Origin of the sequence: Corynebacterium alimapuense (assembly GCF_003716585.1) — a bacterium.
Classification (GTDB): Bacteria; Actinomycetota; Actinomycetes; order Mycobacteriales; family Mycobacteriaceae; genus Corynebacterium; species Corynebacterium alimapuense.
Genome location: NZ_PTJO01000004.1, coordinates 190,081 through 213,370, shown reverse-complemented (window position 1 = coordinate 213,370; position 23,290 = coordinate 190,081). Strand labels below are relative to the sequence as shown.

At 56.7% G+C, this 23,290-nt stretch carries 27 protein-coding genes; 22 read left to right on the top strand and 5 right to left on the bottom strand.

Annotated features, from left to right (window positions below):
- Window positions 1-2: 2 nt before the first annotated feature.
- The 8 genes from rpsE to infA all read left to right on the top strand — a co-directional run bounded on the left by rpsE (window position 3) and on the right by infA (window position 5,544).
- Entirely contained in the window at window positions 3-659 is a 657-nt protein-coding gene (gene rpsE, locus C5L39_RS06230; RefSeq protein WP_123048024.1) for a 30S ribosomal protein S5, read from the top strand.
- A 3-nt stretch (window positions 660-662) separates the two neighbouring features.
- Window positions 663-848 (top strand): 50S ribosomal protein L30, encoded by a 186-nt coding sequence (gene rpmD / locus C5L39_RS06225; RefSeq protein WP_123048023.1) that lies wholly within the window; start codon window positions 663-665, stop codon window positions 846-848.
- Between the two features lie 5 nt (window positions 849-853).
- On the top strand, window positions 854-1,300 hold the full coding sequence (rplO, locus tag C5L39_RS06220; protein WP_123048022.1) for a 50S ribosomal protein L15: 447 nt from the start codon (window positions 854-856) through the stop codon (window positions 1,298-1,300).
- A 307-nt stretch (window positions 1,301-1,607) separates the two neighbouring features.
- Window positions 1,608-2,930 (top strand): preprotein translocase subunit SecY, encoded by a 1,323-nt coding sequence (secY, locus tag C5L39_RS06215; RefSeq protein ID WP_123048021.1) that lies wholly within the window; start codon window positions 1,608-1,610, stop codon window positions 2,928-2,930.
- Window positions 2,927-3,472, top strand: coding sequence for an adenylate kinase (locus C5L39_RS06210; RefSeq protein WP_123048020.1), 546 nt, complete (start codon window positions 2,927-2,929; stop codon window positions 3,470-3,472). The genes secY and C5L39_RS06210 overlap by 4 nt, the downstream gene beginning before the upstream one ends.
- A gap of 89 nt (window positions 3,473-3,561) precedes the next feature.
- Window positions 3,562-4,356 (top strand): type I methionyl aminopeptidase, encoded by a 795-nt coding sequence (gene map, locus C5L39_RS06205; RefSeq protein ID WP_123048019.1) that lies wholly within the window; start codon window positions 3,562-3,564, stop codon window positions 4,354-4,356.
- Window positions 4,357-4,402: 46 nt separating this feature from the next.
- Window positions 4,403-5,131, top strand: a complete 729-nt coding sequence (locus C5L39_RS06200; RefSeq protein WP_425453859.1) for a L,D-transpeptidase — start codon at window positions 4,403-4,405, stop codon at window positions 5,129-5,131.
- A 194-nt stretch (window positions 5,132-5,325) separates the two neighbouring features.
- Complete coding sequence (infA, locus tag C5L39_RS06195) at window positions 5,326-5,544, top strand: translation initiation factor IF-1 (RefSeq protein WP_003854422.1); 219 nt, start codon at window positions 5,326-5,328, stop codon at window positions 5,542-5,544.
- 47 nt (window positions 5,545-5,591) lie between these two features.
- Here the strand turns inward: infA and C5L39_RS10720 are convergent, their stop codons facing one another.
- Entirely contained in the window at window positions 5,592-5,744 is a 153-nt protein-coding gene (locus tag C5L39_RS10720; RefSeq protein WP_165857996.1) for a hypothetical protein, read from the bottom strand.
- Here C5L39_RS10720 and rpsM point away from each other — a divergent pair, their 5' ends adjacent.
- The 9 genes from rpsM (at window position 5,745) to C5L39_RS06150 (ending at window position 11,994) form a co-directional block, all read left to right on the top strand.
- Window positions 5,745-6,113 carry a 30S ribosomal protein S13 gene (gene rpsM, locus C5L39_RS06190; protein ID WP_123048017.1) on the top strand — a complete coding sequence of 123 codons (369 nt, stop codon included), beginning with the start codon at window positions 5,745-5,747 and terminating at the stop codon, window positions 6,111-6,113. It begins immediately after the preceding gene.
- 3 nt (window positions 6,114-6,116) lie between these two features.
- Window positions 6,117-6,521 carry a 30S ribosomal protein S11 gene (rpsK, locus tag C5L39_RS06185; protein WP_123048016.1) on the top strand — a complete coding sequence of 135 codons (405 nt, stop codon included), beginning with the start codon at window positions 6,117-6,119 and terminating at the stop codon, window positions 6,519-6,521.
- Between the two features lie 26 nt (window positions 6,522-6,547).
- Window positions 6,548-7,153, top strand: a complete 606-nt coding sequence (gene rpsD, locus C5L39_RS06180; protein WP_123048015.1) for a 30S ribosomal protein S4 — start codon at window positions 6,548-6,550, stop codon at window positions 7,151-7,153.
- 104 nt (window positions 7,154-7,257) lie between these two features.
- Window positions 7,258-8,274, top strand: a complete 1,017-nt coding sequence (locus tag C5L39_RS06175; RefSeq protein WP_123048014.1) for a DNA-directed RNA polymerase subunit alpha — start codon at window positions 7,258-7,260, stop codon at window positions 8,272-8,274.
- Between the two features lie 78 nt (window positions 8,275-8,352).
- Window positions 8,353-8,892, top strand: a complete 540-nt coding sequence (gene rplQ / locus C5L39_RS06170) for a 50S ribosomal protein L17 (RefSeq protein ID WP_123048013.1) — start codon at window positions 8,353-8,355, stop codon at window positions 8,890-8,892.
- A 156-nt stretch (window positions 8,893-9,048) separates the two neighbouring features.
- Entirely contained in the window at window positions 9,049-9,258 is a 210-nt protein-coding gene (locus tag C5L39_RS06165; RefSeq protein ID WP_123048012.1) for a YgaP family membrane protein, read from the top strand.
- Between the two features lie 26 nt (window positions 9,259-9,284).
- Window positions 9,285-10,157 (top strand): tRNA pseudouridine(38-40) synthase TruA, encoded by an 873-nt coding sequence (gene truA / locus C5L39_RS06160; protein WP_123048198.1) that lies wholly within the window; start codon window positions 9,285-9,287, stop codon window positions 10,155-10,157.
- A 124-nt stretch (window positions 10,158-10,281) separates the two neighbouring features.
- The gene (eccB, locus tag C5L39_RS06155; RefSeq protein WP_165857995.1) at window positions 10,282-11,517 is read left to right on the top strand and encodes a type VII secretion protein EccB; all 1,236 of its coding nucleotides are present in this window, start codon (window positions 10,282-10,284) and stop codon (window positions 11,515-11,517) included.
- Between the two features lie 66 nt (window positions 11,518-11,583).
- A complete protein-coding gene (locus C5L39_RS06150; RefSeq protein ID WP_342767897.1) occupies window positions 11,584-11,994 on the top strand; it encodes a TIGR02611 family protein in 411 nt (136 codons plus the stop codon).
- On the opposite strand, the gene C5L39_RS06145 is transcribed toward C5L39_RS06150, so the two are convergent.
- Together C5L39_RS06145 and eccD are read right to left on the bottom strand one after the other, a co-directional pair.
- The gene (locus tag C5L39_RS06145; RefSeq protein WP_123048009.1) at window positions 11,957-13,099 is read right to left on the bottom strand and encodes a S8 family serine peptidase; all 1,143 of its coding nucleotides are present in this window, start codon (window positions 13,097-13,099) and stop codon (window positions 11,957-11,959) included. The two genes, C5L39_RS06150 and C5L39_RS06145, sit on opposite strands and share 38 nt — an antisense overlap.
- Window positions 13,096-14,445 (bottom strand): type VII secretion integral membrane protein EccD, encoded by a 1,350-nt coding sequence (gene eccD, locus C5L39_RS06140; protein ID WP_123048008.1) that lies wholly within the window; start codon window positions 14,443-14,445, stop codon window positions 13,096-13,098. The genes C5L39_RS06145 and eccD overlap by 4 nt, the downstream gene beginning before the upstream one ends.
- Before the next feature lie 229 nt (window positions 14,446-14,674).
- Between eccD and C5L39_RS06135 the strand changes: the two genes are divergently transcribed.
- Together C5L39_RS06135 and C5L39_RS06130 are read left to right on the top strand one after the other, a co-directional pair.
- Window positions 14,675-16,000, top strand: a complete 1,326-nt coding sequence (locus tag C5L39_RS06135) for a cell division protein FtsK (RefSeq protein WP_123048007.1) — start codon at window positions 14,675-14,677, stop codon at window positions 15,998-16,000.
- 14 nt (window positions 16,001-16,014) lie between these two features.
- Window positions 16,015-17,478, top strand: a complete 1,464-nt coding sequence (locus C5L39_RS06130; RefSeq protein WP_123048006.1) for a recombinase family protein — start codon at window positions 16,015-16,017, stop codon at window positions 17,476-17,478.
- Between the two features lie 79 nt (window positions 17,479-17,557).
- On the opposite strand, the gene C5L39_RS06125 is transcribed toward C5L39_RS06130, so the two are convergent.
- Window positions 17,558-18,229, bottom strand: a complete 672-nt coding sequence (locus C5L39_RS06125; RefSeq protein ID WP_123048005.1) for a ParA family protein — start codon at window positions 18,227-18,229, stop codon at window positions 17,558-17,560.
- A gap of 254 nt (window positions 18,230-18,483) precedes the next feature.
- On the opposite strand from C5L39_RS06125, the gene C5L39_RS06120 reads away from it, so the two are divergent.
- From C5L39_RS06120 to C5L39_RS06110, 3 genes are read left to right on the top strand one after another with little or no spacing between them, the layout of a single operon-like run.
- Window positions 18,484-20,313 carry an HsdM family class I SAM-dependent methyltransferase gene (locus C5L39_RS06120; protein ID WP_123048004.1) on the top strand — a complete coding sequence of 610 codons (1,830 nt, stop codon included), beginning with the start codon at window positions 18,484-18,486 and terminating at the stop codon, window positions 20,311-20,313.
- Window positions 20,310-21,392, top strand: a complete 1,083-nt coding sequence (locus C5L39_RS06115) for a restriction endonuclease subunit S (RefSeq protein WP_123048003.1) — start codon at window positions 20,310-20,312, stop codon at window positions 21,390-21,392. The genes C5L39_RS06120 and C5L39_RS06115 overlap by 4 nt, the downstream gene beginning before the upstream one ends.
- A complete protein-coding gene (locus tag C5L39_RS06110; protein WP_123048002.1) occupies window positions 21,393-21,956 on the top strand; it encodes a recombinase family protein in 564 nt (187 codons plus the stop codon).
- Between the two features lie 60 nt (window positions 21,957-22,016).
- Here the strand turns inward: C5L39_RS06110 and C5L39_RS10875 are convergent, their stop codons facing one another.
- Window positions 22,017-22,958 carry a hypothetical protein gene (locus tag C5L39_RS10875; RefSeq protein ID WP_245974922.1) on the bottom strand — a complete coding sequence of 314 codons (942 nt, stop codon included), beginning with the start codon at window positions 22,956-22,958 and terminating at the stop codon, window positions 22,017-22,019.
- Between the last annotated feature and the right edge of the window lie 332 nt (window positions 22,959-23,290).

Sequence of the window (23,290 nt, the reverse complement as noted above, 5' to 3'; positions counted from 1 at the left end):
TAATGCCGGGACGTGAACGGCGTGACGGCGGACGCTCCGCCGATAGCACCAGCTCCAACAACAACAGCAACAACAAGAACGATCGCAACGACCGCCGTGGTGGCGGACGCCGCGATGATCGTCGCAACCAGCAGCAGGACGAGCGCAATCAGTACATCGAGCGCGTCGTCACCATCAACCGTGTGTCCAAGGTCGTTAAGGGTGGTCGTCGCTTCAGCTTCACCGCTCTAGTGATCGTGGGCGACGGCAAGGGCATGGTTGGTGTCGGTTACGGCAAGGCCAAGGAAGTTCCCGCCGCAATCCAGAAGGGTGCTGAAGAGGCTCGCAAGAACTTCTTCCGCGTCCCGATGGTCGGTGGCACCATTACCCACCCGGTTCAGGGTGAAGCTGCAGCAGGCATCGTCATGCTGCGCCCGGCATCCCCGGGTACCGGCGTCATCGCCGGTGGTGCAGCACGTCCGGTGCTTGAGTGCGCCGGTGTGCAGGACATCCTGTCGAAGTCCTTGGGCTCCGACAACGCCATCAACGTCGTTCATGCGACCGTGGCCGGCCTCAAGCAGCTGGTCCGCCCCGAGGAGGTTGCCGCTCGTCGCGGTAAGACCCTCGAGGAGGTCGCTCCGGCTCGTATGCTGCGCGCTCGCGCAGGGCAGGAGGCCTAAATCATGGCTCTGAAGATCACCCAGATCAAGGGACTAGTGGGCACCAAGCCGAAGCAGCGTGAGAACATGCGCGCTCTCGGTCTTCGTCGCATCCGCCACTCCGTGATCCTTCCCGACACCGCTTCGGTGCGCGGAATGGTCCACGTCGTGCGCCACCTGGTCACCGTCGAAGAAGTGGCAGGGGAGTAGTAACAATGAGCGATATCATCAAGCTCCACGACCTGCGCCCGTCAAAGGGCGCTAACACGCCGAAGACCCGCGTTGGCCGCGGCGAGGCATCCAAGGGCAAGACCGCAGGTCGCGGCACCAAGGGCACCCGTGCTCGCAAGCAGGTTTCGGCCGCTTTCGAGGGTGGCCAGATGCCGCTGCATATGCGTCTGCCGAAGCTCAAGGGCTTCAAGAACCCGAACCGTGTCGTCTTCCAGGTTGTCAATGTTTCTGACCTGGAGATTGCCTTCCCGCAGGGTGGCGACGTCACCCTCGCCGACATCGTTGCTAAGGGCCTCGTGCGCCCGAAGCAGCCGGTGAAGGTGCTGGGCAACGGTGACCTCGGCGTCAAGCTGAATGTCACTGCTGACAAGTTCTCCAAGTCCGCGGTCGAAAAGATCGAGGCTGCCGGCGGAACCGTCACCGAGGCCTAAGCCTTCAGGTAGACGAACCACCGAAAAACTGACCACCGTCTCATCCCTAAGGGGATGGGGCGGTGGTCTTTTTATGTCCATAAGATCGGACAGAATGGATCGAATTAGCGAGGAAAGTACGTCATTGCCAGTACTAATGGTGCTGAGATGACCGCCGCCGACTCGAGTGCTCTGGCCCTTGGTCCCTACCTTGTGGGTTGCGAATAAACCTTGCTTGGGCCTCACTGGTAGGCTGATCAAGTCAATCGTGTCATTATCCCTTGCTCTGCTGGCCAAGATGGTCGGGCAGTCAAGGCCAGGAGGCTTAGTGTCCGCCATTATCCAGGCATTCAAGGATGTCGATCTGCGCAAGAAGATCATCTTCACTGTGCTGATGGTCGTTCTCTACCGTGTTGGCGCGCAGATCCCGTCCCCGGGCGTCGACTACGCGTCGATCAGTGGTCGTCTACGTGAGCTCACCCAAGATCAGGGCAGCGTCTATTCGCTGATTAACCTCTTCTCTGGTGGCGCGCTGTTACAGCTATCTATCTTCGCGATCGGGATCATGCCCTATATCACCGCGTCGATTATCGTTCAGCTGCTCACTGTGGTGATTCCGCATTTCGAGGAGTTGAAGAAGGAAGGCCAGTCAGGCCAGTCCAAGATGACGCAGTACACCCGTTATCTCACGCTGGCGCTGGCGTTGCTGCAATCTGCAGGCATCGTTGCGTTGGCCGACCGTGAGCAGCTGCTGGGCGAAGGTATCTCGGTGTTGGTCGCAGATCGCACCATCTTCGACCTACTGCTCTTGGTCTTCGTGATGACCTCGGGTGCAATTTTGGTGATGTGGCTCGGTGAGCTCATCACCGAGAAGGGTGTCGGCAACGGCATGTCGCTGTTGATCTTCGCTGGTATCGCCACCCGCCTACCTACTGACGGCATGAGTATCCTCCAGACCTCCGGTGGCATGGTGTTCGCACTCGTTGTCGCCGCCGTCATCGTGCTAGTTATCGGTGTGGTCTTCGTTGAGCAGGGCCAGCGAAGGATTCCGGTGCAATACGCCAAGCGGATGGTCGGGCGCCGTCAATACGGAGGTACCTCTACTTACCTGCCGCTGAAAGTCAACCAGGCAGGCGTCATCCCAGTGATCTTCGCATCCTCGTTGATTTACATGCCGGTGCTGATCACGGAAATCGTTAATTCTAACTCCGCGACTACTCCGGATAACTGGTGGCAGCGCAACGTTATTCAGTATCTGTTGACGCCTTCTTCGTGGCAGTACATTGTCCTCTATTTCATCCTCATCATTTTCTTCTCCTACTTCTACGTCTCGGTGCAGTATGACCCGAATGATCAGGCAGAGAACATGAAGAAGTACGGTGGGTTTATCCCGGGTATTCGCCCGGGTCGACCGACTGCAGAGTACCTCGGCTTCGTCATGAACCGTCTTCTTTTCGTTGGTGCCATCTATCTCGGTACCATCGCCGTTTTGCCCAACCTTGCGCTTGATATGAGCGTGGGTAGCGTGAGCTCCGGAATGACGGCCTTTGGCGGTACTGCCATCCTCATTCTGGTGTCGGTCGCATTGACCACGGTGAAGCAGATCGAATCCCAGCTTCTCCAAAGCAACTACGAAGGACTGCTCAAATGAGACTTGTACTCCTCGGACCCCCCGGTGCAGGCAAGGGCACCCAGGCCGCTCTGCTTTCGGAAAAGCTGGGTGTCCCGCACATCTCCACAGGTGATCTCTTCCGTGCCAACATTGGCGAAGGCACCCCTCTCGGTCTAGAAGCCAAGTCCTATATCGATGCGGGCAAGCTTGTCCCCACCGATGTCACCGCTCGGATGGTCGAGTCCCGCTTGGCCGAACCCGACGCAGCGGCAGGTTTCCTCCTGGACGGTTTCCCCCGCACGGTGGAGCAGGCAGATATTCTCACCGAGTTGCTGGCTGCCAGCGATCTCAACCTTGACGGTGTCCTGAACTTCCGAGTTTCTGAAGATGTGGTCGTAGAGCGCATGCTCTCACGTGGCCGCGCCGATGATAACGAAGAGACCATTCGTACCCGCCTTGGTGTCTACCGCGATGAGACTGCTCCGCTGATCGAGCACTATGGCGATGCCATCATCGAAATCAAGGCAGAGGGCGAGGTCGCTGAGATCAACGACCGCGCACTGGCTGCGCTGAAGAGCTAGCTTTTCAGCCTGATTCATGAGGCCGCCGTTTGGGGATTTTCCCCAAGGGCGGCCTTTCCTTTTCTTTCTATTCGCAGGAGCAGTACATCATGGGCTTTCGTTCCAAACGCCGAGCCATTCCCGCCAAGACCGCAGGCGAACTTGACGCCATGCAAGCGGCCGGAGAAATCGTTGGTAGCGCTCTACAAGCGGTCAAAGCCGCAGCCGCCCCAGGGGTGAGCACCCTTGAGCTAGATCAGATCGCTGAGTCGATCATCCGCGACGCTGGTGCTACCCCTACGTTCAAAGGGTATGAGGGGTTCCCCGGCTCCATCTGCGCCTCAGTCAATGAGGTAATTGTCCACGGCATTCCACATGTGGAGACTGTCTTGGCCGAAGGCGATTTGATCTCCATCGATTGCGGCGCGACCCTAGAGGGTTGGGTCGGGGATTCGGCTTGGACCTTTGGCATCGGCAAAATTGAGGATGAAGTAGCCAAGCTCAATCAAGCCACGGAATTCGTGCTCCTTGAGGGGCTCAAGGCTATGGTCCCAGGTAATCGACTCACCGATGTTTCCCATGCCCTGGAGGTAGCCACCCGTAGTGCAGAGAAGCGCTTTGGAGTGGCTTTGGGAATCGTTGATGGCTATGGCGGTCACGGGATCGGCCGGACAATGCATGAAGATCCCTTTTTGGCTAACGAAGGAAAGGCTGGCCGTGGTCCAGCCATTCAAGCGGGGTCGGTGTTGGCCATTGAGCCGATGCTCACCCTAGGCACTACAGATTCAGCCGTGCTTGAAGATGATTGGACTGTTGTCACCCTCGATGGATCCTTTGCTTCCCACTGGGAGCACACCGTAGCTGCTACCGAGGCAGGTCCCCGCATTCTCACCCCTCGACGCTAGTTAATTGCGAAATTAACAAGTGTCCGAGTCGAAAAGCATAGAGTTTTTGGCATATACTCCTGCCATGCGTCTGATCTCTCGCCGCTTTGTCGGCCTTCTCGCCTCTGCTGCCACCGCCGCCACCTTGCTGGTGACCCCGGCCGTGGCCAACGCTCAAGTTGAGCTGCCGGGGCTTTCTTCCGGATCCAGCGACGCTGTCGACGCTGTCGATGCCGCTGTTCGTGATAGCACTTGGGATACCCGCAATGCTATTCATCAGGAAACCAACATGCTCAATCCGCAGACTGCAGCTGCCATCCGCAATGTCGTCGACGCTGCCGTTGATAGCGCATTTCCGGGAATGATCAACGAGCGCACTGCCGCTGCCCTGCCCGCGCCGACGGCGACCCGGATCGCGGAACCTGCTCCGATCCCGGCATTTGATTATGGTAGCTGTCCTGCTGATGCCACCGCGTGCATTGACCTCAACGGTCGCCGGACTTGGCTGCAAAACAACGGCCAGGTCTATTACGGCGATGTGTACATGAGCGCCGGGCGCGAGGGCTGGGAGACTCCTACTGGTACTTACTGGGTGAACCGGAAGGTCAAAGACGAGGTCTCCTATGAGTTTAATGAGGCACCGATGCCTTATTCGGTGTACTTCACCTACAACGGCATCGCTTTCCATGAGGGTGATCCCAACGTTCTCTCGCATGGTTGCATTCACCTGAGCCACAATGATGCGGTGACTTTCTTTAATGAGCTTCAGATCGGGGATAAGGTCTACGTCTACTAGATCTTTCAATTTCTTCAACCTCCCTTCGCTGGCGGCACGCATCTTCCAACTGCGCGCCCCTGGTGGGGGGTTTTGTTTTTGAACTGGTTGTGGGTAAGATGTCACCTTGGTGTATATGCTCTGAGCTATGCACCAGTAGTAGACATGTAAACGCGCAGGTGTCGTAATCAGCCGGCACCAAGAAAGTGGAGGATATGGCAAAGGAAGGCGCCATCGAGGTAGAGGGTCGCATCGTCGAACCCCTACCGAATGCAATGTTCCGAGTCGAGCTCGACAACGGACACAAAGTTCTTGCTCACATCAGTGGGAAGATGCGCCAGCACTACATCCGTATCCTCCCCGAGGATCGCGTCGTTGTGGAGCTGTCTCCGTACGACCTGACCCGCGGTCGCATCGTTTACCGCTACAAGTAAGAACCACCCGCCTCCCTGCTCACCGGCGCGCATCGATTGCTGCTTAGTTACAGCTCAAGCGCGCTAAATTCACCTTCGGCCACGGTGGCCGAAGCCTCACGAACCACGGTACCCAGTCCGGTCATCGGTCCGGACCCAGTGCCGCTTGGTGGGGGCGAGTAGGGAGAAAACCACCGTGACAACCCGAAAGGTACTGCCACATGGCACGTCTTGCTGGTGTTGACCTTCCGCGTAACAAGCGCATGGAAGTCGCACTCACTTACATTTACGGCATCGGCCCCGCCCGTGCCGCCAAGCTGCTCGAAGAAACCGGCATCTCTCCGGATCTGCGCACCGACAACCTTGCCGATGACCAGGTTGCCGCACTCCGCGACGTCATCGAAGGAACCTGGAAGGTCGAGGGAGACCTCCGCCGCGAGGTTCAGGCTGACATCCGTCGCAAGATTGAAATCGGCTGCTACCAGGGCCTGCGCCACCGTCGTGGCCTGCCCGTCCGCGGCCAGCGCACCAAGACCAACGCACGTACGCGTAAGGGTCCGAAGAAGACGATCGCCGGAAAGAAGAAGTAGCACATGCCTCCGAAGACACGCACTGGCGCGCGCCGCACTGGCCGTCGCGCCGTCAAAAAGAACGTGGCCCAGGGCCACGCTTACATCAAGTCCACCTTCAACAACACCATCGTGTCGATCACTGACCCGCATGGTGCCGTCATTGCCTGGGCTTCCTCAGGACACGTCGGGTTCAAGGGCTCTCGTAAGTCCACCCCGTTCGCAGCGCAGATGGCTGCCGAGTCCGCTGCTCGCAAGGCAATGGATCACGGAATGAAGAAGGTTGACGTATTCGTCAAGGGCCCGGGTTCGGGTCGCGAGACTGCCATTCGTTCCCTCCAGGCCGCCGGCCTTGAGGTGTCCTCCATCTCGGACGTGACGCCGCAGCCCCACAACGGTTGCCGCCCGCCGAAGCGCCGTCGCGTTTAATCAGAGAAAGGAAGAGGTAAAAAAACATGGCTCGTTATACCGGCCCCGCAACACGTAAGTCCCGCCGCCTCCGCGTCGACCTCGTCGGCGGAGACATGGCTTTTGAACGCCGTCCCTACCCCCCGGGGCAGGCTGGCCGCGCTCGCATCAAGGAGTCTGAGTACCTCCTGCAGCTGCAGGAAAAGCAGAAGGCTCGTTTCACCTACGGCGTCCTGGAAAAGCAGTTCCGCCGCTACTACGCTGAGGCAGTTCGCCGCCAGGGCAAGACCGGCGAGAACCTGTTGGTTCTGCTCGAGTCCCGCCTTGACAACGTGATCTACCGCGCAGGACTGGCACGCACCCGCCGTCAGTCCCGTCAGCTGGTTTCCCACGGACACTTCCTGGTCAACGGCAAGCGCGTTAACGTTCCGTCCTTCCAGGTCTCGCAGTACGACATCATCGACATTCGTGAGAAGTCACAGTCGATGATCTGGTTCGAAGAGGCTCAGGACAGCCTCATCGAAGCCGTCGTTCCGGCTTGGCTGCAGGTCGTTCCGTCCACCCTGCGCATCCTCGTGCACCAGCTGCCCGAGCGCGCTCAGATTGACGTGCCGCTGCAAGAGCAGCTCATCGTCGAGCTCTACTCGAAGTAATCCTTGTGTCGGCCGGTGTTTCCGGTCGCCAAAGGCTTTTAGTTTCCGCAATCCTCATTTTCCGAAACGACGTCAAATAGTGGACGTCCATCAAGGAGAGTTTCATGCTCATTTCCCAGCGCCCTACGCTCACCGAGGAGCTCATCGATTCCGCTCGTTCCCGGTTCGTTATTGAACCGCTCGAGCCAGGTTTCGGTTACACCCTCGGCAACTCATTGCGCCGGACTCTGCTGTCGTCGATTCCCGGCGCAGCTGTCACCTCCGTCAAGCTCGAAGGTGTGCTCCACGAGTTCACCACGATCAACGGTGTGAAGGAGGATGTCTCTGAGATCATCCTCAACATCAAGGGTCTGGTCCTATCCTCTGACTCCGACGAGCCAGTGGTTATGTACCTGAGCAAGGAAGGCCCGGGAGCGGTTACCGCTGGCGACATTCAGCCGCCGGCAGGTGTGGAGATCCATAACCCGGATCTGCATATCGCTACCCTTAATGAGCAGGCAAAGCTTGACATTGAATTGATTGTCGAGCGTGGCCGCGGCTACGTTCCGGCAGCAACCACCGCTGGCGGGGGAGACATCGGACGTATTCCGGTCGATCAGATCTACTCCCCAGTACTCAAGGTCAGCTACAAGGTCGAGGCCACCCGTGTCGAACAGCGCACGGACTTCGACAAGCTAGTCATCGATGTGGAGACCAAGAACTCCATCACCGCCAGTGATGCAGTTGCCTCCGCAGGCAAGACCCTCGTTGAGCTCTTCGGCCTAGCCCGTGAACTCAACACCGCCGCCGAAGGCATCGAGATCGGTCCCTCACCGCAGGAGACCGAGTACATCGCCGCCTACGGTATGCCGATCGAAGATCTTAACTTCTCCGTTCGTTCGTACAACTGCCTGAAGCGTCAGGAAATCCACACCGTCGGTGAACTCGCAGAGTGCACCGAGTCGGACCTGCTGGATATCCGCAACTTCGGTCAGAAGTCGATCAACGAAGTCAAGATCAAGCTCGCAGGCTTGGGTCTGACCCTGAAAGATGCACCTGAGGATTTCGATCCCTCCACCCTAGAGGGCTATGACGCTGAGACCGGCGATTTCGTCGACACCGACGCCGAGGATTCCGAGTAAGACGCCCACCAGGGTGTTTGCCTCATCTGAGGTAATCACCCGTCGCGCTCACCACTTTCGTACCCGAGGAGTACTTACATGCCTACCCCTAAGAAGGGCGCCCGTCTCGGCGGTTCGGCGCAGCACCAGAAGAAGATTCTTTCCAATCTGGCTGCTCAGCTGATCGAGCACGGTGCCATCAAGACCACTGACGCCAAGGCCAAAACCTTGCGCCCCTACGTGGAGAAGCTGATCACCAAGGCCAAGGATGGCTCACTTGCCGCCCGCCGCCAGGTGCTCACTGACATCCCGCAGAAGGACGTCGTTGCCTACCTCTTCAATGAGCTGGCTCCGAAGTTCGAGAACCGCGAAGGCGGTTACACCCGCATCATCAAGCTGGACAACCGTACCGGCGACAACGCCCCGATGTCTCAGATCTCCCTCGTTCTCGAGGAGACTGTGAGCACCGAGGCCACCCGCGCCGCTCGCTCCGCAGCCTCCAAGCAGGCTGAGGTATCTCCGGCTGACACTGCTGCAGACGAGACCGAGCCCAACGAGGGCGACGTCTCCGCTGAGGCTCCGGCACAGCCGGCGTCGGCAGCTGAGGCTGAGGCAGAGGCCAAGGCTGAAGAGAAGTAATTCTCTCAGCGACTTCCGTCGCAGACTGATTACCGCATTTCTTTCCCGGGTTTAACCGGGAAGGGGGTGCGGTTTTTTCATGCCTGAAGGACAGATGACAAGAACTCCTATGCTGGGGGCCAATACTTCCGCTGGAACTTTAAGGATGGCTCTTTCATGAATCGCAACGAAACCCTCATTGATCGTGTTGTGCGTGGTCTGCTCGCGCTGATCACTGGTGCTGTTGCTTGCCAGCTTTCGGATTCTCAAAAACCGCTGAAGGGGCTGCTAGCTGTGGTCACGGTCATCATGGGCGTCACCGCGGCAACCGGATTTTGTCCGCTCTATCGTCTGCTGGGTATCAGTACCCGTAGCGCAGCGGAGTGAGCTTCAGTCGGTATTCTGTGTTCACCATGGATACCGACCAGCTTCGCCTCCGGCTTGACCTTGCCTACGATGGCACCGATTTTCATGGCTGGGCCAGCCAGAAAGGCCATGACGGGCATACTTTGCGTACCGTCCAAGGGCTGCTCGAGGATGCGCTCTCCCGCATTCTGCGTATCGACGCTGCGTTGACCGTCGCTGGGCGAACCGATGCCGGAGTACATGCTGCAGGCCAAGTCGCGCACCTTGATGTTCCCGCTGACCGGCTTGAACAACGCTCCATCAACGGCGACCCTAGCCGATTGGTTCGTCGCCTAGGCAGAATGCTCGATGATGACGTGCGGGTCCATTCCTGCACTATCGCACCGGAGGCTTTCGACGCTCGCTTTTCTGCGTTGCGTCGCCACTACGTCTACCGAGTGACTACCCATCCCCGCGGAGCATTGCCCACTCGCGCACGAGACACTGCCACCTGGAAAAAGCCAGTAGATCTTCTTGCCATGCAGGAAGCTGCAGATGTGTTGATCGGGTTGCATGACTTTGCTGCCTTTTGTAAAGCCAAGCCTCATGCCACCACGGTCCGCGACCTAGAATCTTTTACCTGGCACGACGTATCTACGCCAGCAGAGCCGCAACTCTACGAAGCCCGAGTGACTGCTGATGCCTTCTGTTGGTCCATGGTGCGTTCTCTAGTGGGGGCTTGCTTAGCAGTGGGGGAGGGACGTCGAGCGGCGGAGTTTCCCAGTGAATTGCTTGAACAACGCAGTCGTTCTTCCCGTGTGCCGGTGGCGGCAGCCTGTGGCTTAAGCCTGGTTGGGGTGGATTATCCTTCCGCACCCGATCTTGCCGCCCGTGCTGCACTCACTAAGGATCGTCGGAGTCTGCCTGAAGAAAGCAGCTAGTTGGCTCAAGCTTGTCGGGCTAGTGGATTTTCGATGAACGGACGTTGCTCCAGTGGAGTTGCTTAGCAAGAGGCTTTAGGCTGCGAGAAGACTAACCACGCAATCTATCAAGGGGGAAGATGGCGTGAGTTCGCAGTTTTTGCCGACCACCGGTGCCCAGGTATCTGGACACCGATTTTTACAACGTCGCGTTGAGCATGGTCTCGTATTCGGCGATATTCGGATGATTTATGACCCACTGAGCGTACGTCGACGAGCGATGGTGTTCGGGCTGGTTGCCGTGGCATTACTCGGACTGGGATCAGGTCTATTGGCGTGGTTGAAACCCGCGGCTGATCCTGGAGATAGCTCCATTCTGCAGACTGCTGATGGCGCCTTGTTCGTCAAAGTCGGAGAGGTAGTCCACCCTGTTGGGAACTTGGCCTCCGCGCGTCTGATCACCGGTGAAGCTGAAGAACCAGCCAGGATCGCGGATCATTTGCTGGTGGGATTGGACCGTGGCGCACCGTTGGGGATTCACCCGGCACCGTTGGTATTGGCACAATCTTCAGATGAACAACCCTGGGCGGCTTGTTACCACCAAGAGAAAGTGACGGTTCTTTCTGGCGAACAGACAGCTCCGTTGGGAGGCCATCGCGGCGTGATCGCCAACGGTGCTGACAGCCAGTGGCTATTGACCAATGATGGGCGCTCTCAGCTCCCGCCAGCGGATACTGCTCAAGGCCGGGTCATTCGTCGGGCATTAGCTATTACCGCCGGTACCCCGAGCTGGGAGCCTCCGGTGGAGGTGCTCGGTGCTGTCGAAGAACTGCCGCCCTTGCGTCTTCCTTCAGTGATGCCAGAGGAAATCTTCGATACCGGCACACAGTCTTGGGCAAGGGGGCCTGAAGGCATAGCACCACTGACCCAGACGCAGGCAATGATTCTGGCGGATTCCGGGGTACCGGTGAGCACCGTCTCACGGAGCGTTCCTGCTGAACATGCTGATAGCTTCTTTGAACATGACCTGCCGGCATTTGCCCCGATGTGGGTGGATCCAGCAGAGATCTCCATATGTGCTGAAGGATCTGGGCAAGTCAGCACCCTAATGCCAGCAACGGAAGGACTCGCTCCAGTGGAGTTGCCCGGTGAATCGGTGGCAGATGAATTCATCGGACTACCTGAAGGTGCCACAGCGGTAGACACTGGTTTCGGATTTCATATCGTTGATACCACCGGCTTACGGCACCCAGTTCCGGATTCTGAATCACTGAGCGCACTCGGCGTCCCTGACCCCGTAGCCGCTCCTTGGGCAATACTCCGGTTGCTCCCAGAAGGCCTGCCCCTAGATCGGGGTACCGCATTGACTGCTGGATACTAAAATTAAGAGTGATTGGAACCTAGCGGGGTATGTGGGCGTTAACTACTTATGGCTCCAATGCGGAAAATGGTCTCGGAACGGGTGGAACGCTTTGCAGCGACCCACTCGCGTTCGAAAAACAGCCGCTATGGTTTCCTCGTCCGGCCACTGACGCTAACCCTCGGGTGGGTGGTCTTGATCATCGGGCTGATTACCATCCCGCTTCCTGGTCAAGGTTGGCTAACTACGTTTATCGGGGTCGGAATTCTCTCCCTTGAACAGGTCTGGGCACACAAACTCCTCCGCCGAGGCGTGCACATCTATGACCTGATTGTGGCGTGGTTTCATCGCCAAACACGGAGCACGCGAATCCTGTTGAGTGGTCTGCTCATCGCGCTGGTGTGGTTAGTATTTACCGGGATGATTTACGGCGCTTGGCGCTCGGGCACCCTCGACTTTCTCACACCCTTTGCCACTTGGATCGGCCTGGAACGCTGAAGCTGAGCAACACTAGTCCAAGCAGTGATATCGCAGCCACGACTCCTAATAATCGGGTCGCCTGTCGCCGGGCATGAGGCTCAGCAGGAGTAGGCAATTGCGCATCGATGGCATGCGGAGCGGTTGCAAACTGGCCGGGTAGATGAGTCAGCGCAGTATGCGGCTCAACAGCTCCATGACCAGGCTCCGCAGACTGCCGAATTCTTTCGCGTAGTTGAGCCGCAGAGTCTCCGGGATAACGTTCACGCAATAACGCTGCCACCCCGCTAACCAGCGGAGCTGAGAAGCTCGTGCCTTCAAAACTAGTGACCTGTCCCTGCGGATTAGTCATCGCTTCGGCCCAACCCTCTCCGGTGGGCGAGAGCCCAGCTGAATATCTGCCCGGCGCGACTACCTGCCCAGGCAAGGCCATCGAGTAATCGGCTAGTACATGTGGATCATTCGCATGCTGAGCTGCCACCGGGAGGACGGTGGGTGATTGTGCTGGATAAACCATCATGGTCTCTTGGCAGGTAGCGCTGAGATTGCCAGCAGCAGAGACCACCACGACCCCTAGTGCTTCAGCGCGGGCGAGTGCATCCTCTAGTATCCCAGTGTCCAAGGCACTTGCTTGTTCTTGAGCGACACAGGAAACGACAGAAATGTTGATGACGTGAGCATCAGCATCGAGTGCAGCATGAAGCGCCTGGGCAAGCCCGCTCAGAGTGCCGGTGGCATCGCCATCAGCGCGTCGAAAGTGTGCACTGGATTGGCGGATACTGAGGATGTGCACCCCAGGAGCGATATCAGTGACGACTCCCGCGACAATCGTCCCGTGTCCATCACAGTCTTGTAGCGGGTTCGGATTCTCTGGGGATACCAGATCCGCAACCGCTTCCACGTGTCCTAAGTTAGGGTGCGCTGCCACCCCAGTGTCGATGATTGCGACACGGATCCCTTCGCCACGGGCAATCCGGTGGGTGATCATCAATTCGGAATCGGAGGCAGGCGCGAGGGCGGGGATAGGCACAGCACAGGGGATCGAAGGACTCTGTGCGAAAGCGGGCGCGGGCGGAGCTAGAACAACCAAGAGCACTGTTAGTGCCATTGCGATGGCAGATTTCATCCCAGGCTCCTGATCAATAGGAACGCTCCGGCCAAGTGAGCTGCCAGCGGAAGTGCTGCCGCAATCGCTAAAGATTCTGCGCGCTCCCACCACACGATTGTGGTCGGCTCTAGTTCAGGAACCCGTGGAGTCCACAACGGAGCGCTCACCGCGGCTGCCATCACCATCACGGCTAGCAGCACCTGGCTGGGATGACTTGGACTAAGCACTGCAGCCAAGACCGCTCCAACGCTGGCTGCCAGCCCCACTGACAGCAACGACCACGCAATAACCAAGCGCCGGTGCCGTGCTGCGTGAAGTGACACCGCCCCGGCTACCGATAAACACAGCGCTTGCGCGAACCCGCTTCCTTCGACTCCGATGATCACCATCGCAGGAATAAGCGCGAGGGCAGTGCCAATAGCTAAACCTTCATGGACCAACAGTGCGCGCCGGGCACGGTCGCCAACGTCATCTTGGATGTGGTCAGCCACACTAAGATCCTGGCCAGCAGTAGGCAGCCGAGGGACTTTTAGACCCGCGCAACGAGCAGCTAGCGCAGGTGTCATTCCAATGAGGGGGATCCCAACAGCCACCATCAATGCGGCTGAAGCTACCCCAAGTTCAGCCGCATGCGCAGGTAGGAAGGCACCAGCCGATGCCACCGTACTAAGCACGACGATGGCCCCCATCGCGGTGGTACTTCGTGCTCCCAAGAGCCCCACTAAAGCGACTCCTGCGGTCACCGCTGCCATCATCCCGGACGCAGCTAAACCAGCCCACCCCAGAGTTAATGACTGCTCCCACCAGGGGTTGGTGTCACTAGCTGAGATTGTGCTGGCCTCTACAACGGCTATAGCCGCCGCAGCTGTGGCCAACACGATGGCAGTGTTTGCTAGTAGTCCTGATTTTCGATGCCAGACCAGTACTGTTAACGCAGCTACTGAACCGGCCGCCAAGGCCTGAGAAGTTGGCTGCCAGATGGAGACCAGTGACATTAATCCGATACAACCCACGAGCGCTGCGGCCACTGACATTCCATGGGCTAAGGGAGCTTCATCATCGGCGACGAGTGATTCCGCTGCATCTTTGATGACTGGGGCAGGGACCTCATGCCGAGGTGTCAAAACAAGTACTGAACCGTGGTCCAATGGGGTTTGATGAACTGGCACCGCAGGATCAAGCGGACTACCAGCTGCCGTCGTAGCTTGCCAAGGACGAGAGATTCTTGGAGCCCCACATAATTCGACGATCTCCGGGATCATTTCCGCCAATGAAGAACTCTTCGGCAGCGCTAGATCCGCTTCCCCCAGGTAGGCGCCAACGTTGAATCGAACGGTCAACCGAAGTACATGGTCGAGGCTCACGAATAATCTCCCCCAAGAAAGATCCAGGACGCACCCCTGCAGTCCTACTGCGGATCATCATCGCCCAACCAAGCGTCGCTGTCCACCGCAAGAATGAATCTTTGGGCAGGCGCTCCTGCGAGACCTGGCATACGATGTCGATTGATCATCTTCCGCGGTTGACAGTGGGGATGCTCGGTCGGGGTGGCCGGGCGGACCGCGGATAGGGCAGATCAGGGGGAATTGCCGCATGCTCGAAACCGATATCAACCGCACTATTGAGCCGCTCACCGCAGCTGAACGTGAGCCTGCGCCACCGCTGCCTCAAGGCTCACTTACTGCTGAATCCGTGCCGCCAGCACACCGACCAGGTCCAACACCACTGCTTCGAATTCTCATGCCCGTGATGATGATCGGGGCAATGGCGGCCATGGTCGGATTGATGATGCTGGGTGGGGCCGGAGCCAATCCCATGATGTTGGTTTTCCCACTAATGATGGCCATGTCGTTGTTGATGATGTTTTCGCCGAAAGCAGGTCAGGATGTGGATGAGGCTCGGCGGATCTACTTGCGTCATCTTGGAGCATTGCGGGAAAAAGCACTTGAGAATGCGAAGTCACAACGCGCCCATGAGTTTCATCGTCATCCAGATCCGAAAGAGCTATGGGCACGTGCAGGCACCCGGCGGCTTTGGGAACGTGGAGCGGGGGACAGTGATGCCCTAGAAGTACAGATAGGCATCGGAGATACTGCGCTGTGTACTCCGGTGGAGGTACCTGACTCAGGTGCGGCCGAAGATCTAGACCCAGTGTGTGCGGTGAGTTTGCGCCGTACCGTCCACGCTGTGAGCACCTGTCCGGAGATGCCGGTAGCAGTGCAGCTTCAGGCATTCCGATTCCTGGGAATCTCCGGGCCAGCAGCAGATCTGGCACGGTCGATCATCGCGCAGTTGGTTACCTCCCACGGACCAGAAACCGTGGGTATTGAAGTGGTTGGTCAAGGATGGGAATGGAGCAAGTGGCTCCCGCATGTGCGAGATTCCCAACAGGCAGCCTTTCGCATCTTGGTGGTCGATTCCGTGACTACTACGGGCACGGAGACCTACCTCGATGATCCGAGTTGGACCACGATTATCGATGTTGGATCACGTGCCGCCACTGCTCTAGGCATTCGAGCAGAACAAGAAGGGCTGGTCCTTTCCGCTGACGATCGACTTCGCGCGCATACTTCAGCAGGGCCCGAAATACTGGGATCGCCTGACGTGCTTCGGACGGAGGAAGCAGTGCTCCTTGCCCGTGCGCTGACCTGCTACCGCCGGCCTGAAGAGATAACCTCGGCAAACGGTGGGAGGGACCTCACCTCGTTGATTGGTTTGGCTAGCATCGATCAACTGACACCAGAGACGATGTGGCCGTCACGTTTGCAGTCTCGGCAACGCTTGGTGGTGCCTATTGGTACCACTGTGCAAGGCGCCCCTGTACGGCTTGATCTGAAGGAATCTGCCCAGGGCGGGATGGGGCCGCACGGATTGTGTATCGGAGCCACGGGCTCCGGAAATTCCGAACACGGGTTGTGAGTACGATATAGATTATGACCCTTCGTGCTGCCATTTACGCCCGTATTTCGCTCGACCTTAAAGAAGAAGCCGGTGTGAAGCGACAAGTTTACTTGGCTACTAAGCAGGCTGAGGCCGACGAGGCGAGCCTAGTCGCCACCTACGTCGACAACAACATTTCAGCTTTCTCCGGTGAGTTCCGGCCGGAGTATGACAAGCTCATCAAGTCTATTGAGGCCGACGAGCTGGACGTTGTCTATGTGTACGCATTGGATCGGCTCACCCGCCGAACCAAGGACACGTTGGCGCTGTTTGAGCTGTGCGAGCGATACAACGTCCGCGTGCGCGCGAACCGCGGATATGACATCGATCCCTCCGACCCTGCTTCGCGGCTTACCATCGTCATCCTGGGGCTGATCGCCGAGCAGGAGAGCATTGACCGTGCTGCCCGTATTCGTGCAGCCTACGAGGACCGAGCACGTACCGGCCGTCCCAAGACTGGTGGACGTCGGATGCTTGGTTACGGGGTGGACGGTATGACAGTCATCGACGACGAGGCCCAGGCTATCCGCGATGCTGCACAGATGGTTCTGGCTGGCAAGACACTGCGCGAAATTGTCCGTGAGATCTTCCATGCCCGCGACATCCAGTCCACTTCAGGCCGAGAGATGTCCCCGCAGACGCTGCGAGATATCTTGCTTAACCCTCGCGTACGGGGCATAAGCACCTTCAATCCCACCGACCCTGCGACTGGTTACCGACTTATTAAGGACAGGCAGATCCTTGGGCCGGGTACGTGGCCGGCAATTATCGATGAGGCAACTGGCGAAAATCTCGATGTCGTGCTTCGTGATCCGGCGCGCCGAAGTCATCACTCCGGCAATGCACCGACGCGTTACCTTGCTTCCGTGCTGACTTGTACCTGCGGTGATCCGATGTATTCACGCAGTCGCCGGCGTAGAGATGGTTCCATGCAGCGCTTCTACACGTGCAAACGCTCAAACCCAGGCGGTAAGCACGTCTCTATCGGCGCCGAAATTGACGAGCTCATCGAGCGTGTCATCTTAGCCCGCATGGCCGAGCCTGATGCCCTGAGGGTCATACAGCAAGCTCTTGCCCCGGCTGAGGACGATGCTGCCACTGACGAGCTTCAGCACTTACTTGCTGATCGGAATGCTCTCTTAGCGCGCCGCGAGAGCATCGAGGAGTCTGTGATCGCCGGTAATATTGACGTTGATACCTTTGGTCGGCTCGAGAATAAGATCGCGAAACAGGTGGCTACCATTGAGGTTCGGCTCGCGGAGCTGACAGCCGTACATGATGCTGATCCGCTGGCTGCTGAGCTGGCAGATGCTTCCAATTTTCCCGAGTGGTGGGAGGGCGCCTCGGTTCAGGATAAGCGGCGGCTCACCCGTCTACTCATGGAAATACATATCCTTCCCGGCAGGGCGGGTGCCAAGCAGTTCGACCCGAGCCGTGTGCAGGTAACCTGGAAATAATCCTGGTCAATCTGTAAATCACTGTTGACTGCCTCGGGGCAGGCTAATTCTCAAGGGTCCGACTGATTAGCGACCGTCATTAATTTGGGACCGCGGTGCTTTTAGGTTTGTACGTCGTTCCCCACGCTACGTTGATCTTACTTCGGAGCATTTCCTGAAGTTCTCCGGCGACCATTTCATAATCGTAAAGATTGTCTTTCATGCGTCCTTCGAGTGGGTCCCGGAATGCCCTTATGTCCGGGATTGCCGTATCGAAAATATTGACGTTCTTTTTCTGGAGTTGGAGGAGGAACTCAGCCTCAAGGGTAACGGCGCGCCCTATGCGATTGAGTAGTACTGCACAGGACCCTGCCACTGATTCTACGGTGGCCAGCGTTGGGTGGAAGTCCGCGCTGCTTGGGAATGCCGGTATAATCACGAAATCTGAGACAGGAGAGAGAATTCGAATGGCTGCGGGGCTGACTGACGCTGTGTCAATAATCGTCAAATCGTATTGCCTAGAAGGGTTCAGAATTCGATCGGTTAGCGGGTATGTCTCAGCATGCTTCTCGTAGATCGGAACGCGGTCAACGGGGAACGGTAGAGGACTACCCTCCTTGGTCGCGTATTTCGCCGTTGTTGCGGAACCACCTCGAGGGTCGGCATCTACTACCCGGACACTCGCTCCATGCTCACTGGCCACCTGCGCCAGCATCAGTGCTGTAGTAGTTCTGCCGGAACCACCTTTGAGATTGGCTACGGTTAGAATCATGACTGCCTTTTCTGGGGTGAATTTTCAGTGTGTGAGACTCGATCCTAGTGACATTAGCCCGAGTGGGGGAGGCCAGCCCCTGCTCGCGTCCTCGGCGTCGGACCGGCGTGTCCGCAATCCCTAATATCACCATTTTGGTAAGTTAGATTTAACGGACAGGGATCTCGGACACCCTGGCTGCAACTGTCAGAGTCTCACTGACCCTTGGTCGCGCTGTGTCCGATATCGACCGAATTTGGACATAAAGGAATGCTATGGCACATCGCCCCACCACAGAAGATGAGGTCCGCGACTACGCGGGAAAGGTTCTCGAATTAGGGGCCGTTGGCTCCAAAGAAGCCCTTTCCGGGGTGGGGCAGATTACGACGCTCAAATCTCTAGGCTTTAACGGCGAGGGTACGTCGCTAAAACCCGACGGATGGTACTTGCCGCATGACCGGGGTCTTGTCGCTATTGTGCTGGAGACTAAAGCGCCTGACAGGATGTCTATCGACGCGCCAGAGCTCAAGGAACAGGTCGAAAGGTACTGCGACGTCGTGCGAACCCGCTACGACCTTGTTGTGGGAATCGTCTACGACGGTGAGCGAACCCGCGCATACGTCAACGGGCGCCCGCTAGACGTGCCTGATGAATTACAGTCCAAGGACTATTACATTGACAAACTCATGGATCGGCCCATCGACAAGGAGCGTATCTATGCCCTGACCATGCGAATTAACAACTCGCTCCACGGTGATTTCGGTATTAAAAATCTCTACCACCGCATGATCTTTACAGCCTGTGCTCTCGTTGCACGTCGTTACGACGCGGTTCTTGTGCGCGGTATGGATTACTCAGATTTCCACACGGGTATCTTGAACGCTTTGAACAAGGCTATCCGGTCTGACCGTGAACAGAACGCGAAGCTGCAGCTGCTCTCTGATGTGTACTCGGAGATTAAGATGAACGTGTCCACGGACGAGGAAGACCCGCGAGCCGTAGAACGACTAAAAGACCTAATTGGGGACTTTATCGATTGGGTTACCGAGATTTCAGGTCTCATTAACTCTTCCGCGTGGGACGGTGAAGATGTTATGGCCATCTTCTTCAACGAGTTCAACCGCTATAAGAAGAAGTCCGAATCTGGACAAATCTTTACTCCCGACCACATCACGGGCTTTATGTACCGCTTGCTCGAAGTAAACAAGGATGACCGTGTACTCGATGCCTGCGCCGGTTCGGGTTCGTTCCTCGTCAAGTCTATGAGCAATATGATCCGCGAAGCCGGTGGAGTGAAGACGCGCAAGGCGAAGAAGATTAAGCGAGAGCAGCTCTACGGCATCGAGTTTGACCGTGAGATCTTTGCGCTGGCCTGCGCGAACATGCTTATCCACAAAGACGGCAAGACTAATCTGGCGCATATGGACGCCCGTACCGACAGTGCTGGTGATTGGATTAGTACTACTGGCGCCACCAGGGTCTTAATGAACCCTCCTTATGAAAATAAGTTTGGCTGCATGAAGATTGTTGAGAACGTTCTAGATAACGTTGATCGCGGTGTACTTTGTGGGTTCATCTTGCCGGATAAAAAGCTGGAGAAGACCTCAAAAGGGCAAAAGAATAGGATTCTCCGTAATCACCGACTGCTGAAGGTCGTGAAACTGCCGGAAAACCTATTCTTCGGGGTTGGGATTACAACGTCCATCTTCATTTTTGAAGCGGGTGTCCCCCAAGGCGGAAAGAAGTTTTACGCCGTCAACATCGAAGAAGACGGCCTCATCACTGTCAAGAACAAGGGACGTCACGACGTTTATAAAAAGTGGCCTGACCTTGAGGATTATTGGGTCGATGCTATTGAGCGTCGCGACGAAAGCCGCTTTGGTACTGGGCAGTGGCACTCCACTAATGACTGCCTGAGCTGGCAAGCACCGGAGAAGCCGTTTGAGATCACCGAGGAAGATTTCGCTCGTACCGCACTTGATTACCTGATGTTCCAACGGGGTGTTGATGGTGCAACCGTGCGTGAATCGATGGGCAACCTTGCCACCTATACCTCCGAAATCTCCGAGGAAGGCGATACTATTCGTTTGGAGGTTCAGAAATGAAGGCAGTAGACATCTCCGACTGGGGTGAAGTCCTGGTAGCAGACCTCTTCGAGCGCATTGAACGTGGTAGAGGCAGCGGTGCAGGGTCTTTTATGGACGGGGATATCCCTTACATTGCTGCTAGCTTCGCTAACAACGGTTACGTTCGCGATGTTGAAGATATTGACGGGTCGTTGACCAGTGACGGTAACTGTATCGCCATGATCGTTAACGGTAACGGCGGAGTTGGACGCAACACTTATCAAGCAGAACCGTTTGTAGGCAGTAGCGATTTACAACTTGGCTACCACCACCGGATGAACCAGTGGAACGGCTTGTTCCTCGTGGCTTGTCTTAATAAGAGCATTGAGCGTTATAACTACAGTTTCGCATGGAAACGAACTGGCGAAGCCTTTGCTAAAGAAACCGTGTTCCTACCAGTCTTTACCGACGGGTCGCCTGATTGGGACACTATGGAGCAAACGATGCGTTCGATTGTCGGTAGTCAGGAGTCCAAACTACGCCTCATCGATGAGTTAGCAAATTCAAAGCCTGTATCTGTTGATGTTGACGCTTGGCGTGAGTTCCGCATTGAAGACATCTTCGATATTCACTCGACTTTAAGCGGTATCGATAAAAATAGGTTGAATCAAACTCCTGGTGACATACCTTATGTAACTCGATCCGGTGGAAACAACGCTGTTTCAATGTATGTTACTGATGATCAAGACCCGAGGTATCAGAAAGAATCGGGGAATGTAATTACTGTCGGGCTGGATACTCAAACAGTCTGCTATCAACCTGTCCCTTTCTATACAGGTCAGAATGTTCATACCATCGCGCATGAGAAGTTCAACATCTACAACGCATTATTTGTCGTCGCCTGCATCAAAGCCGTGCTCGGCAAATATAACTGGGCTAATGGAGCGACGTTAGGTCGATTAAGACAGGACTTTGTGAGCCTTCCTATAGACGCATCAGGCGACCCCGACTGGGAGTACATGGAGTCCACCATGAAGGCGTTACTAGAGAAAAAGGCTACTGACCTCTATGTTCTCGAACAGTTGCTGCCCCTGTCCGAGGTGCAGGAGGTGGTCTAGATGCTTATCGGATATGCCCGCGTGAGTACTGCTCGGCAAGGGCAATCGCTGGATACCCAGCGTGAAGCTCTTATTCATGCTGGTTGCGACCCGAAACACATCTACACAGATACGATTTCCGGCACGAAGTGGCAGAGGCCGGGTCTTGAAAAAGCTCTTGGTTACATGCGGGCGGATGACACCCTCGTAGTGACCCGCCTAGACCGCTTGGGTCGTAACCTGGCGGAAACAGTGAATACTATCGCCGACCTGGCAGAGCGCGGTATCAACGTTAAAGTGCTTGAACCCGCTCTAGACACTTCACGGCCTGCAGACAAGGTTGTTGTTAACGTCATGGCTTCCCTAGCTGAGTGGGAGAGAGACTTGCTCGTTCAGCGCACACGCGAAGGCGTTGCACATGCCAGAGCGCAGGGGCGTGTAGCGGGACCGAAACCGAAGCTGGACTCAGAGCAGAAAAAGCAAATTAAACAGCTATCTCAAGCTGGCGAAAGCGTCTCTGCGCTAGCGCGCTCATTCAAGGTCTCACGGCAGACTATCTACCGGGCGCTCGGAGAAGCCGCCTAACGCAGCTAACCCCTGTATGCGAGCTATTTTTACTCGAATACAGGGGTTATTTTTTCCTCCCTAATCCTTGAAGTTCAGTATCTTCACCGTCACATAGAGTATCGGACTTACTAACAGACCAATCACACCCAACGTCAAAATTAACCAACCAACGGTCGCGTACCAGGTCTCTGCCGCCGCTACGTGCGACCAGAGTGCACTCACACCCTCCAGACCGAAGAACCTCATCACTCCTACACCCAACGCTCCAACGGCCGTCATGCCTGCTCCGATCAGCGCTGACGCTACAACTGCCCAAAGCGTAAACCGCTTTGTATCAGCCATCCTCTCAGCGTCTTTCGCTAGAGCTTCGTTCAGCTTCTCACGCTCCGCGGTCGCTTTCTCCAGCTGCCTAGCTAGCAGCTCACGCTCATCTTCTAGCCGCGCTACCGCTGCGTTGACAGTTCTTTCAATACTGGTCTTAACACGCTTAAAAGACGTCTCTACTACCGGCTTAACCTCCGAACTCAGGCTCGTTGAGAGCTGCCTGGTTAATCCTTGCGAGACGCTCTGCGCGCTTTTGTCGCTTAGCCTTACGGGATGCTTCGCGACTTCCAGAGTCGCCTTGTACATCGCGGCCAGGTCGTGAAGTGTTTTCTGGATACCCCGCATCGCTGGCCCAATGTCCGACAGCATCTGCACTAGACTGCTTATCGTCTCTGCTACCGCTTTCTGCGCTGCGTCGTACTCCTTCGTCCCCACCGTGGTTTGAGCCAACCTCTGCAGCTGCTTGTCTAGCTGCCGCTGCTGCGCGGATAACGTCTGCAGTTCCTGCCCCGACGCGCCGATGGACTGAATCCGCTTCTCCAGCTCTTCCACTGCTTTGAGGGCCGCTACGGTCTTGGTCGCGTCCTTCGTATACCGGTCCTGCATCTTCTCCAGGGCGTCCATCACCGGGTCCAGACTCTCGTCGATGTAGTCCTCCATGGCTTCCTTTTGCTGACCTGTTAATTCCTGAGACATCTTCTTTCTCTCCTTCTAATTTCAACTTGTTAATACGGTCAATTCGTTGTTGTCGCGCAATAGCAGCTGCTAATTGCGCCTGCGCTTCCGCGATGCGTTCGCTAAGCCCGTTGGCGGTGTATCCGGGGCCAAACTTGGAGCCGGCATCTACTGCTTTGCGCTTGCGACTGTTATCTTTTGGCGTGCGTGTTGTGTAATTAATTTCCTCCCCATCTTCAACCAATCCAATACTGAGTTCACCGTTCGTTGACCTCAGAGATAGGTTGTATTCGCCGGCTACCTCACGCGCCTTCTGCATCCCGTCTGAGGCTTTGAGTACGCGCTTATCGTTG